This window comes from Parapedobacter soli, from assembly GCF_025460835.1.
Classification (GTDB): Bacteria; Bacteroidota; Bacteroidia; order Sphingobacteriales; family Sphingobacteriaceae; genus Parapedobacter; species Parapedobacter soli.
This window is the reverse complement of sequence record NZ_JAMXAY010000087.1, coordinates 1-11,386: the sequence shown is the minus strand read 5'-3', so window position 1 is coordinate 11,386 and position 11,386 is coordinate 1. Positions and strand designations below refer to the sequence as shown.

Sequence of the window (11,386 nt, the reverse complement as noted above, 5' to 3'; positions counted from 1 at the left end):
CTGACTGTTAGTGTGTTGTACAGAATTTAAGGGATGACTAATTATACACTACCAAGGTATCAGCTAAGAACCCCGAAGAATTGCTAATAGTGATAATTTTTATACCTTTTTCAGAATAAAATTCCCGTCAATCGTTATAACTTTCATGAAGCTGTAAACCAAATCCTTTTTCAATACTCCTGCACCAACACATCTGTTGGTATCTGCATGGACGCATGCAGCTTGCGAATCATATTGATGGATAATTTACGCTTACGGTTCAGTATCTCACTTACACGGCCTTTAAATCCGATAATCTCGGCTAAGTCCTTATTGGAATAATCCATCTGCTCCATGCGGAATTTAATGGCCTCAATGGGATCGGGCAGGTCAATGGGGAAGTGTGTGCGCTCATAGTTGTCGATAAGCACTCCCAACACCTCCAGTTCATCCCCTTCGGACGTTCCCGGCTTGGCGTCAAAGATGGTTTCCAATCGCTTCATAGCGGCTTGGTAATCTTTTTCCGTTTTGATGGGTTTAATTTCCATATCCTTAAATTTTAGTTGCGTCAATCTTGTCATACTCCCCGTGAGTGCCTATAAAGCGTATCCAAACGGCGCCATAGTCATAGTTGATTTTGACGACAAGGCGGTAGTTATTGCCCTTGATGTTGAACACCACCCGATTGTCAGCCAATATGCTTGCGCTTGGATATTCCGCCTTAATTTCGTTCGGTGTGCGCCACTGGCTCCGTTCGGCTTCCTGATACCATGACTTCAATGGCTGCTCACTGTCTGCATGCCGTTGCCAAAAATCTCTTAGCGTACTCCGTGAAAATATCCTCATGGACAACAAAGATAACAAATGGTTCCCATAACGGGAAACTACAAACTATCTATTCCCGTATCTTGTCGTTCCGTATCTTTAAACCATACACCCTTATGATGCAGCTGAATTTCTTCAGGAAACTCACAACGATTACCTTATCACTGGCGTTAGTTTGAGCAGGCGCATAAGTCGTACATCGCCAACACGACCCATCTAAAAAAGATATCGCACAACAAAATTCACCTATCCCTAAATCAGGTCATCCCGATTGGACGACCGTTCAAAAAACACTTTATGGAAAAACTGCTGAAATTGACGGAGGATTCCTTTATACGGTCGCAATACCCACTTGCACGTACGTCATCGTCTTTTACTCAAGTGCTGTTTGCTTGTGTATGTGTGTTATTCCGTTTAACACGGGTGCTATTCACTCTCGCAAGCATGCGAATTATTTTTGCAATATTGGAATTTGCTTTCGCACGTGTGTCATTCCGGCTAACACGGGTGCTATTCACTTTTAGACGTGTGCAAAGCATTTTTTCACTATTGAAATTTGATCTCGCATTATTGCAATTTGCTTTTGTACATGCGCATTTCCGATTAGCACGCGTGTTATTCACTTTTGCAAGCGGGCAAATCATTTTTACCCCATTGAAATTTGCGTTTACACTATTGAAATTCTCATTTTCCCTATTGCAAATTGCTTTTACATGCGTGTAGTTGTTTGCGAAAAACGCAAAAACCGATGCTTTTGATATAACCAGACCACTTTCACAAAAAAAAGTGAGCCAAAAAGATTTTCTGGGCACCCCGAAAAATGGCACACTTTCCCTTGTTTTTCTGATTTCTTATCACTAATCGTCTCGCTTTCATTAATTAGGCAAATCGCCCAACAACGATTGGTATAACTTTTGAGTAGGTTAACGATATTTAGTTAAAGTTTATTTTTTGCATTTTCCTGAAAAGGCAACATATTAGTTAACGCCCGCTTATTAAAACGATGATGTTTCGTGGTATCTATCCTCTGCTTGTAATCCTCCTTATCTCGCTTTTTGGCGCATGCGGGAAGGGGAAAGTCGGTATTGATTTGCCAGACGGCACGGATACGGATACAGATTCCATTCCACCGCAAACAACCACACCTCCGAGTGGAAACGGATCATTATTCCTTTATGGTTCCAATATGGGCGCGTACGCGGGCTGGTCCGACGAGCAATTGGCTGAAATCTTAATCGGCAACCCGGCTAAAGATATCGCCGGCGCGGGTGTAAACAGCTTACGCCCGGCGATGTATGACCGCTTCGTACAGCAATGGGGCTACGACATCCGCGTAAATGCATTTGAGACGTACCAGCGTTTGGGAGGTATGGACCATACCATTTTTTTAAACGGGCCGGCAGACGAGCACCGCGACCAGACCAAATATTGCAATGGTACGCAATCGCAAACGTTCGCAAACCTTTACGAGCCGATATGGTTGTCTTCAGGCAACGTAAACCCCAACAACTACTACGCCAACTACGTTTACAATGTCGTAAAGACTTACGGCCCTTACGTAAAACACTGGGAGGTTTGGAACGAACCGGACTATACCAACAATTGGGCGGCCACCCAAACCTGGGACCGTTCCGACCCCGACCCATGCGACCTCACTACATTTGCAGCCCCTATCCAATCGTACGTGCGAATGCTCCGCATCACGTACGAAATCGTCAGGCAGCTGGATAACGATGGGCTCGTTTGCGTGGGTGGGCTGGGCTACCCTACCTTCCTAGATGCGATATTACGCAATACAGATAACCCGAATGGCGGAAGTGTCAGCACTGATTACCCCAAAAAAGGAGGTGAGTGGTTCGATTGCCTAAGCTACCACGTCTATCCGATGTATGATTTGGGCAGCAACCAAAATTCAGATGCGGCAGCCGCAGCTGTTGTCGATCATAAAAATGCATTCCAAGAGGTGCTGCACGATTATTCGTACGATGGAAACACCAAACCCGAAAAAACATTCATCGTAACGGAAAGCAATATCCCCCGCAAAGCCATCGATGGGTATGTTGGCGGCGATGAGGTACAACGGAATTTTCTGATCAAAGCAGCAGTCGTTGCACAAAAAGCGGGTATCAGCGGGATTTACGTGTACGGACCGGCCGAGAGTACAGCGTTAGCACAGGCCACTAACCCGTACCACGCGATGGGCTTCTACCAGAACATCTCCTCAGGCCCCTATAATGCAACCATCACGCCGGGCGGCATAGCTTGGCGTACAGTTAGCCACCTATTAGGTACCCGCCAATACGATCCGGCAGCAACGGAGGCGTTGCAATTGCCGGCCAATGTTGACGGTGGCGCATTTTACAGCACGGACGACAAAGATTATATCTATGTGCTATGGGCCAAAACCAGCGGCTCTGACGAAAACACTACAGCAAAATACACATTCCCAGCAGCACTGGGCGTTAAAAAAGCTACGCAGACCAGCTGGGAGAATAAGGAAAGCGAAGCAACGGGAAACATTCAGCTCACGGGATCCCCGGTATTTATTAAGCCTTTATAAAGGTCGCCGCACATGGTCCTTTCGCAATCCTTATTTCAAACGCTGGTCGCAGCCATCAAGGATAGCTCGCCACACGATTTCACCATCCAATCTATTGTACCCGTATCCGGAGGCGACATCAATCGGGCTTACCGCATCCAAACACCATCTGCCGCTTACTTCCTCAAAGTAAACAACACTCCTGATGCCAACCGGATGTTTCTGGCCGAGTCTGATGGCTTGGCACTTATACGAAGGGTTCCTGGCGTTAGAGCTCCACGGACGTTTACGGTAGGTCAGGCCCATGGTGAGGCGTTTCTATTGATGGAATGGCTGGCGACTGCATACAACGATGTAAATGAGGATACCGCACAAGAACTGCTGGGCCGTATGGTGGCTAGCCTCCACCGGAAACAGTCAGCCAGCTATGGTTTAGACCACGGCAACTTCATTGGCAGACTTCCCCAAAGCAATGCCGTTGCCGGAGATTGGACAGCTTTCTTCATCCATCAGCGACTGCAAGCTCAACTGGATATGGCAAAACCCCACCTCACCGACAGCCACTTGCAAAAGCAATTCGACCAATTGTTCGCCAAACTGGCCTCCCTATATCCCTATGAACCCCCTTCCCTATTGCACGGCGACCTATGGGGCGGCAACTACCTGATTACCGAGCCGGGCAAACCGGCTCTCATAGACCCCGCTGTATATTACGGCAACCGCGAGATGGATATCGCCATGACGCGGCTATTCGGTGGTTTCTCCGGACGCTTTTATGCCGCCTATCACGAAGCATATCCACTGCAGCCCGGTTGGAGGGACCGCGTTGACCTGTGGAATCTTTACCCATTGCTGGTACACCTCAACCTATTCGGCACTTCATATTTAGATGCGGTGCAACGCCGTCTGAAAAAGTATCTGTAAATTCGTACTATGAAGATTTTCGTTTCAACCAAAATCCCCCAGGTGGGAATCGAGTTATTGAAATCCAGGGGATATTCTGTCACGGCTAACCAGGAGCGCCGCCGGATATCCGAAGACGAGGTCATTGCAAACTGCAAGGATAAAGATGCTCTGCTGTATGCGAGCTCCACCCGACTGACGGAAAAGTTTTTCAAGCAGTGCGCTCACCTGAAGATTGTAGCCCTCATGAGTGCCGGATACGACCACATCGCTATCGACATGGCACGCCGATATGGTGTGCCGGTAAGCAATGTTTCGGACGCATTGAACAAGGCAACGGCAGATGTGGCTTTCCTGCTGATGCTGACGGTTTCAAGAAACGCATTCCAATCGTCGCAGCGGATAAACAGAAACGAATGGAGTTTTTCATTCCCCACAGAAAACCTTGGCGTAGAGCTTTACGGAAAGACCTTGGGGGTGTTCGGGCTCGGCAGCATCGGCTATGAGATGGCCAAAAAAGCCCGGATGATGTATGACATGCCCATCATCTACCACAATCGATCGCCGAGACACTCCGTAGCAGACACACTGGATGCACGTTACGTAGACTTTGACACTTTACTGGAGGAAAGTGACGTGCTATCGGTCCATGCAAATTTAACAGACCAAACCAGGGAGAGGTTCAACCGGGCGGCATTCCGTAAAATGAAACCCACCGCGATATTCATCAACACCGCCCGCGGGGGCTTGCATAACGAGCCCGACCTCATAGAAGCGCTAAACAAAAAAGAAATCTGGGGCGCCGGACTGGATGTTACCAACCCCGAGCCTATGCAGGCAGACAATCCGCTGCTGGCCATGCCAAATGTTTGCGTATTGCCCCATATCGGTTCGGCCACGGTAGAGACCCGGAATGCAATGGCAAACACCGCAGCGCGGAACATCATCGCTGCATTGTCTGGTGAAAAGATACCACATCAAATAACCGACTAGTGGCAATGGCTACAGCCGCTAGGGTGTTTTTTGTTTAAACAAACGGCCAAGCCAACTTTCTTTTATACCAATCATCCATTGACCTTGCCGTTTTTCGAGCGGATAAACGGTTATGTAATCTCCCTGCCCGGAATCACCCCTTCCCGTCTCCAGGTTAAAAGCATGCCGATGGTACGGGCAGATCAATCGCCCCGCCTCGCACCACCCACCGGATAGATCGGCGCCAGCATGAGGGCAACGTGCCGAGGTAGCATGCAGTTTGTTGCCTTGACGTATTATACAGACACGTTTTCCCCCTATACTCGTTTTGCGGATGCCGTCCGTATCAGGGATCGCTTCATCTGCTATTTTAATCCACTTCATGCTTCTTCAAAGATAGTACTTAAAGACAATACTAATTGTTATCTTTGCCCCGTTTTCAAAAAATTCGATAATTCATGGCATTACAGTGCGGCATCGTTGGCCTACCCAATGTAGGCAAATCCACCTTATTCAACTGCCTTTCCAATGCGAAAGCACAGGCAGCCAATTTTCCTTTCTGTACCATTGAGCCGAATGTGGGCGTAATTACCGTACCCGATGAGCGCTTAAACAAGCTTGCAGAATTGGTAAAGCCACAACGCGTATTGCCCAATACCATCGAGATAGTTGACATTGCCGGCCTAGTGAAGGGTGCCAGCAAAGGTGAAGGGTTGGGCAACCAGTTCCTCGGCAACATCCGCAACACCGATGCGATTATCCATGTGCTGCGTTGCTTTGATGACGGTAACGTGGTGCATGTGGACGGGTCGGTTGATCCCGTTCGCGACAAGGAAATCATCGATACCGAATTGCAGTTGAAGGACTTGGACACCGTGACGAAACGCGTCCAGAAAGTAGAAAAGCAGGCCAAGACCGGCAATGATAAAGAAGCAAAGCGAAGCTACGAAATCCTGTCTGTGGTGAAAAGCCACCTCGAAGCTGGCAAGTCGGCGCGGACCGCACCGATTAACAAAGAAGATTTCGAATTCATCAGCGACTTATCGTTACTTACCGTGAAACCCATCCTGTATGTCTGCAACGTCGACGAAGCATCGGTTACTGGTGGCAATGCATACGTGGACCGGGTCCGGGAAGCCGTTGCGGAAGAAGATGCGGAGATTTTGGTGATCTCGGCTCAGATTGAGTCGGAAATTGCTCAGCTTGACAGTTATGACGAGCGCCAGCTCTTTCTGGAAGATCTCGGCCTCACCGAGTCGGGCGTAAACAAACTGATCCGCGCAGCATACAAGTTACTGAACCTAGCGACCTACTTTACTGCCGGTGTACGAGAAGTGCGTGCATGGACCATCGAGAACGGATTTACCGCACCGCAAGCTGCCGGGGTAATCCACACCGATTTCGAAAAGGGTTTCATCCGTGCAGAGGTGATCAAATACGACGATTTCATCCAGTACGGCTCGGAAGCAGCGGTGAAAGAGGCAGGCAAACTGGCAGTGGAAGGTAAAACCTACATTGTACAGGATGGGGATATCATGCATTTCCGATTCAATGTGTAAAAGAAATCGAAAATTTTTGTTTTTAATTAATATCTTTGCACTCCCGTTCCCGTAGTTCAATGGATAGAATTTCAGATTCCGGTTCTGAAGATAGGGGTTCGAATCCCTTCGGGAACACAAAAAAGGCCTTAAATGGCCTTTTTTCGTTATGTCGTTGTCGGTTTCGTTGTCGGTTTGAGTAGTGGTGGGTATTTCCGGCGATAATTCCGTACCTTTGGATCAAGGCCGTGAGGCTGTAAATTTTAACCACTTTGAACCCCGTCCGGCTGGATGGGGTTTACTTTAAGTAGTTGCTGATTAATCTTGAGGTTTATTAAGTCGGCGTATAAACGATCTCGAACCCTTCGAAATATGCTCTTTCTAAGTCATAAATACAAATTTGTATAGCTGGATTCATTATCAAGCTAGTTTTCTTTCCCGCTTCATATTTCAACCTTAGATATTTATAGCCGGCAAAGGATTCAGTAGTAATGGCTCGGGCTGCTATAAAGTCAAAGGTATCCATCTTAATTAAAAAATCTATTACATGAGAGACCGTAGTGTTTTCATTTACCAACCCTTGATCCGTTAAATACTCAAATACTTCACGAATCTGTTTGATGTGTTCTGTATTACCTACCAAATCAAATAATTCAGAATCAGTAATCAAGCACTGTCCACGGGCAATGATGTACCTCCCTTTGTTCCATGTTTTCCCCCAATAATGTGCTGGTTCAATAAACTGTTCCCAAAAGTAATATCCCTTATGCAGCCAAGCCTTGCTGTCGGAGCATCTATACGGGCCATGCCGCTGAACTTCTTCGTTATTACCTTTAAACTTTAAGGTTTGGTAAACCGACCTAATCATGTCTTTTATTCAGATTTAGTCGTGGTATTGGCTTTTAGAGGTTCACTGAGGTGAGTTAAATTCAATGTAGGTAGTACCAAAGGTCGTACCTGAGCTTGAGATGTCAATAGACTCACGTAAGCCCTAACATAAGGGAACAATATTGCTACCGAGTTAGTATAGAAAAAATCCGGGATTTCTTCTTGAGTTGAAACATTTTCGAAAACAAAATTTGCGACACAAACAATATGTAAAAAATCGTCTTCAGCTCCCTTGCTTTGAGCAATTGTTTCAAACGTCAATTGAAAGTTAGAGACACCATTAATTTTAGAAAACTGACCCGAAACATCAAATGAAAGACCTAAGTCAGTACTTTTAAGGTTAGCTTTATGAAGTTCTACTCGGGTAAATTGGTAGTCCTTCAATTGAAAAGATGCTGTTTCCATTAAATATAAACTTACAAAAAAGGTTCGAATAAAAATTCGAACCTAAGTTATCACTAATTTCTAAATTTGCATAATCTAAATTCGGCGGATCCGAATCAAGATCAATGCTGATGTGAGTTAAAAATTCATCGATTTTTGGGCCGCAGTGATCCCAAAAATTACCAGATTCCCACAACTCTTTGATTTGGTTTCTTGTTAGATTACCAAATTCATTTTTCAATTTTTCTAAAATGGTAGCCATAGTGTGAATCTTTAGAATGTGCTTGTATTAGAATCTACTTGTTATTGTTACTAATGCAAACTAATTCGTGACAAAGGAAGTATTTATTTCTTATACTTACAACATCTACAATGTTAAAAAGTGTTACTTCATCTACATTTTGACAAACTCCATACCAAATCCCTCCCCACCCGTTAAACCACCTGTTTCTCTATCATTACCGTCCAACTTCCTAAATCGCTCCCCTCTCTTTTAGTATTTCCAAATAACGTTCTTTACTCAGAGGGCAATTAACCAAATCCATGAATTCTTTCTTAGATAACTTGCATTGCAATGCCATCTGGGTAATCAATGGCAATCCTAAATCTTTCTTACTTCCATGGCTTAGCTTGGTATAGAAATGGATTTTTCCGTCATGTACGAACTCAAGATACTTATGGTCATCACTTTTTGAGACCGAGTCAGAAAAGCCCTTCTTTTTTAGGCTTTGGTAGGCTTTCTTTCCGTTGGCAACCATTATTCTTTATTCTTTCCTTTTATGGTTAGGTTTAAAATATTCTTTATAGCCAAGAGCCTTAATGATAATTTAGATTCATCAATCACGTTCAACCAATCATACAAATGGTCGAATTCTTCCTGAAAGCTATCCCTCGCCTCGTCTTCGGATTCACCTGTGCCAACAAGGTCAAACACATCATATTTGATGACGTGAACACCGTCTTCAATTTGATAATTACAAAGCAGATCGTGATTCAAGTTGTAGACAACCCCCTTAAACGATATTTCGCTGAACGTTACGGATAACGCGTGGGTGTCTCCAGTATAAACTTTCTTAATTGTTGTTCTCGGTTTTTTATCTTTCCTTTTCGTGACTTGAACAGTGGCAATTGCTGTTTCCGTTATTGGTTTTTCGATAGCTTGGTCGTCAATCGTTACTAAAAGATTCTTTTTAATCCTATCAGTAAGCTTCCGAACCCTGTATCTATTTTCAAACTGTCCTTGACCTCGATAAACACCTACGCGCACAGGAGAATTACCAAAAGAGTTCGTGAATGCATGTAGCTTCATGACCATTTCATTTCTCCTTTCGGCGTCGGGATACATATCCTTTATTTTCCCGAAATCACCCGAACCTGTTATCTGAAATATGTCGTCGAGCTTTTCTGACAACTCTTTTCTCTGCTCATTTACATCATCAATGGTGGGGCTTATCCTCGGGGTCAGGGCAAATACTGGCACTGCACTGCTTTTGATAAAATCAGTGATTTCTATCTTGAAGTTATCGTAATGGATGAGGTCTTTTGCTGTAATGTCATACTTAGCAACCGCTAACACCAAGTCTTGTAAGGTTTGAGCGATGTTAATAAGGTTTTCAATAGGTAAGGTCTGAAACTTCCCTATTTCGCCTTCTACCTCTAATGATATGCCTTGCTCTATATTAAGATCCATTGGTCGGTTGCATAGCTACATTGCAAACATAATCAATTAGTTTTCATATTTCCAAATGAAAAACCCCGCGCCGGGGAGACGCANAATGATATGCCTTGCTCTATATTAAGATCCATTGGTCGGTTGCATAGCTACATTGCAAACATAATCAATTAGTTTTCATATTTCCAAATGAAAAACCCCGCGCCGGGGAGACGCAGGGCTTTCAAACTAACCAATTATAAACCTAAATTATGAAAAGACAATCTTTACCACCTTAAACGGCCAATAGCCGCGCTTTATTGCACCGGATATGTGATATGCATGTAAACCTCATCGTGGCGGTGACCGCCCCCTGTGATGAGGTGTCCGGCTTTGGCAAAGGTATTGCTACACGCTTACGCAAGCAATACCCGTAATTAGGGATTTTACAACGGGAATGGCAGGCGGATATAAAACAGCCCCATCAGTTGGCAGGGCCGCTTGCAAAATATCTACCGGTACTAAGGTATGCATTTAGCAAGGTGCATTGGTGTGGATTATTCTACTGGTCTCACGCGCGCGCGTAATGCTTGGCAAGGCTGAATACACTAGTTTATGTACCTCAATACGGACTTTTAACCCCTTCTAACATCTTGTCATTTGCCCTGTATACCTTATCATCCACACGTGGCCACATTACATAATAGTTCCAAGTCTTGCCGTCCGGCGTACATCCGATCAGATATTCTCCTTTTGTGGGCTCCTGAACGTGATATTCCCCGCATCCAGTGATATTGTTAGCTACGAGCATTCTGCCTATGGTTACCAATTCTTCTGAATTAGGACTTCTCCAATGAATATCTCTAGAAGCCGTGGACACTGATTTCCTGTTTGTGGATACGTAATTCCGATTGGTGAATGCTCTAAATGCTAAAAATAAGGCGGCAGATACCAACACCGCTATTGTGATTTTATTCATTATTCTCATACCATTAGTTTCAAGGGTATACACGGAATCATTGAATCTTTGCAAGCTCTTTATCCAGGAAGAACAGCAATTGCTGGACTGACTTTTCATAAGATTCCTGCAAGCCTTTACGAGCACTCTTATACCCGAGCACGTTAGGGCGTGACGCCACATTGGAAATTTCCTTTTCCGTTGAGGATTCGCCGTCCTCGAATTGCACATAGAGTGCCGTGGCTGCGTTCCATTCACCTTTTGGAAACGCCATGGCGGCAAAACTCCCTCCAACTATTCCAACGCCGGTGGAAACATCGACACCAAATCCGGCATGGTAGGCCGATAGACCGATTTTTAAAGTGGGCCTATCATGAGTCCCTTTTTTGTAATATGCCGAGTCATTGAGGATAGCAAAGCGGACAGACGGATAAACTTTTTCTAATAGGTGCGCTATTGCGCTGGTGACCTCATCGCTGCTACATTCTATTTTACCCTTCTTACTGATCACGCGTCCGTCGTAGACCACGAGGCCCACCTCAGCACCATCCGCCATTCCAGCTCTTGGCTTTACCTCAACATCGTCGGGACACCACACATAATGCTTTTGAGCATTACCGCTACCGATGGTCGTTAAGAGAATGATTGCCGATAATAAGTATTTGTAAATATGGTTCATGATTGTTTCTTTTAGTCAGACAAATTCATTGCTGTCCCATTAAAATCTGAAATTGTTCTTTGAAATATTT

At 45.0% G+C, this 11,386-nt stretch carries 13 protein-coding genes and 1 tRNA gene; 5 read left to right on the top strand and 9 right to left on the bottom strand.

The window, feature by feature from the left end; all coding sequences use genetic code 11:
* Positions 1 to 170: 170 nt before the first annotated feature.
* Together NGM62_RS20875 and NGM62_RS20870 are read right to left on the bottom strand one after the other, a co-directional pair.
* Positions 171 to 527 carry a helix-turn-helix domain-containing protein gene (locus NGM62_RS20875; protein WP_262250255.1) on the bottom strand — a complete coding sequence of 119 codons (357 nt, stop codon included), beginning with the start codon at positions 525 to 527 and terminating at the stop codon, positions 171 to 173.
* A 4-nt stretch (positions 528 to 531) separates the two neighbouring features.
* Complete coding sequence (locus NGM62_RS20870; RefSeq protein ID WP_262250254.1) at positions 532 to 825, bottom strand: type II toxin-antitoxin system HigB family toxin; 294 nt, start codon at positions 823 to 825, stop codon at positions 532 to 534.
* A gap of 982 nt (positions 826 to 1,807) precedes the next feature.
* Between NGM62_RS20870 and NGM62_RS20865 the strand changes: the two genes are divergently transcribed.
* Genes NGM62_RS20865 through NGM62_RS20855 form a run of 3 tightly spaced genes read left to right on the top strand, consistent with a single transcriptional unit; the run spans position 1,808 to position 5,239 of the window.
* Positions 1,808 to 3,364 (top strand): hypothetical protein, encoded by a 1,557-nt coding sequence (locus NGM62_RS20865; protein ID WP_262250253.1) that lies wholly within the window; start codon positions 1,808 to 1,810, stop codon positions 3,362 to 3,364.
* Positions 3,365 to 3,376: 12 nt separating this feature from the next.
* Entirely contained in the window at positions 3,377 to 4,267 is an 891-nt protein-coding gene (locus tag NGM62_RS20860) for a fructosamine kinase family protein (protein ID WP_262250252.1), read from the top strand.
* A gap of 9 nt (positions 4,268 to 4,276) precedes the next feature.
* Positions 4,277 to 5,239: a 2-hydroxyacid dehydrogenase gene (locus NGM62_RS20855; protein WP_262250251.1), complete on the top strand. Its 963-nt coding sequence runs from the start codon at positions 4,277 to 4,279 to the stop codon at positions 5,237 to 5,239.
* Positions 5,240 to 5,257: 18 nt separating this feature from the next.
* Here NGM62_RS20855 and NGM62_RS20850 read toward each other — a convergent pair whose 3' ends face one another.
* On the bottom strand, positions 5,258 to 5,602 hold the full coding sequence (locus NGM62_RS20850) for a Rieske (2Fe-2S) protein (RefSeq protein WP_262250250.1): 345 nt from the start codon (positions 5,600 to 5,602) through the stop codon (positions 5,258 to 5,260).
* A 74-nt stretch (positions 5,603 to 5,676) separates the two neighbouring features.
* Here NGM62_RS20850 and ychF point away from each other — a divergent pair, with 74 nt between their 5' ends.
* A complete protein-coding gene (gene ychF, locus NGM62_RS20845) occupies positions 5,677 to 6,777 on the top strand; it encodes a redox-regulated ATPase YchF (protein WP_262250249.1) in 1,101 nt (366 codons plus the stop codon).
* 45 nt (positions 6,778 to 6,822) lie between these two features.
* A tRNA-Arg gene (locus tag NGM62_RS20840) sits at positions 6,823 to 6,894 on the top strand.
* Between the two features lie 196 nt (positions 6,895 to 7,090).
* On the opposite strand, the gene NGM62_RS20835 is transcribed toward NGM62_RS20840, so the two are convergent.
* From NGM62_RS20835 to NGM62_RS20810, 6 genes are all read right to left on the bottom strand, one after another.
* Positions 7,091 to 7,624: a hypothetical protein gene (locus NGM62_RS20835; protein ID WP_262250248.1), complete on the bottom strand. Its 534-nt coding sequence runs from the start codon at positions 7,622 to 7,624 to the stop codon at positions 7,091 to 7,093.
* A gap of 5 nt (positions 7,625 to 7,629) precedes the next feature.
* Positions 7,630 to 8,049: a protein-export chaperone SecB gene (locus NGM62_RS20830; RefSeq protein WP_262250247.1), complete on the bottom strand. Its 420-nt coding sequence runs from the start codon at positions 8,047 to 8,049 to the stop codon at positions 7,630 to 7,632.
* Between the two features lie 452 nt (positions 8,050 to 8,501).
* Positions 8,502 to 8,786, bottom strand: coding sequence for a hypothetical protein (locus NGM62_RS20825; RefSeq protein WP_262250246.1), 285 nt, complete (start codon positions 8,784 to 8,786; stop codon positions 8,502 to 8,504).
* The gene (locus NGM62_RS20820; protein ID WP_262250245.1) at positions 8,786 to 9,718 is read right to left on the bottom strand and encodes a hypothetical protein; all 933 of its coding nucleotides are present in this window, start codon (positions 9,716 to 9,718) and stop codon (positions 8,786 to 8,788) included. The genes NGM62_RS20825 and NGM62_RS20820 overlap by 1 nt, the downstream gene beginning before the upstream one ends.
* A 583-nt stretch (positions 9,719 to 10,301) precedes the next feature.
* Positions 10,302 to 10,667 (bottom strand): hypothetical protein, encoded by a 366-nt coding sequence (locus NGM62_RS20815; protein ID WP_262250244.1) that lies wholly within the window; start codon positions 10,665 to 10,667, stop codon positions 10,302 to 10,304.
* 28 nt (positions 10,668 to 10,695) lie between these two features.
* The gene (locus NGM62_RS20810; RefSeq protein WP_262250243.1) at positions 10,696 to 11,316 is read right to left on the bottom strand and encodes a hypothetical protein; all 621 of its coding nucleotides are present in this window, start codon (positions 11,314 to 11,316) and stop codon (positions 10,696 to 10,698) included.
* Positions 11,317 to 11,386: the final 70 nt, after the last annotated feature.

Excerpts from the sequence above, each read along its gene's own strand:
- NGM62_RS20850 (WP_262250250.1), bottom strand. The coding sequence starts at position 5,602 with ATGAAGTGGATTAAAATAGCAGATGAAGCGATCCCTGATACGGACGGC.
- NGM62_RS20830 (WP_262250247.1), bottom strand. The coding sequence starts at position 8,049 with ATGGAAACAGCATCTTTTCAATTGAAGGACTACCAATTTACCCGAGTA.
- NGM62_RS20865 (WP_262250253.1), top strand. The coding sequence starts at position 1,808 with ATGATGTTTCGTGGTATCTATCCTCTGCTTGTAATCCTCCTTATCTCG.
- NGM62_RS20815 (WP_262250244.1), bottom strand. The coding sequence starts at position 10,667 with ATGAGAATAATGAATAAAATCACAATAGCGGTGTTGGTATCTGCCGCC.
- NGM62_RS20825 (WP_262250246.1), bottom strand. The coding sequence starts at position 8,786 with ATGGTTGCCAACGGAAAGAAAGCCTACCAAAGCCTAAAAAAGAAGGGC.
- NGM62_RS20870 (WP_262250254.1), bottom strand. The coding sequence starts at position 825 with ATGAGGATATTTTCACGGAGTACGCTAAGAGATTTTTGGCAACGGCAT.
- NGM62_RS20835 (WP_262250248.1), bottom strand. The coding sequence starts at position 7,624 with ATGATTAGGTCGGTTTACCAAACCTTAAAGTTTAAAGGTAATAACGAA.
- NGM62_RS20875 (WP_262250255.1), bottom strand. The coding sequence starts at position 527 with ATGGAAATTAAACCCATCAAAACGGAAAAAGATTACCAAGCCGCTATG.
- NGM62_RS20820 (WP_262250245.1), bottom strand. The coding sequence starts at position 9,718 with ATGGATCTTAATATAGAGCAAGGCATATCATTAGAGGTAGAAGGCGAA.
- NGM62_RS20810 (WP_262250243.1), bottom strand. The coding sequence starts at position 11,316 with ATGAACCATATTTACAAATACTTATTATCGGCAATCATTCTCTTAACG.
- NGM62_RS20855 (WP_262250251.1), top strand. The coding sequence starts at position 4,277 with ATGAAGATTTTCGTTTCAACCAAAATCCCCCAGGTGGGAATCGAGTTA.
- ychF (WP_262250249.1), top strand. The coding sequence starts at position 5,677 with ATGGCATTACAGTGCGGCATCGTTGGCCTACCCAATGTAGGCAAATCC.
- NGM62_RS20860 (WP_262250252.1), top strand. The coding sequence starts at position 3,377 with ATGGTCCTTTCGCAATCCTTATTTCAAACGCTGGTCGCAGCCATCAAG.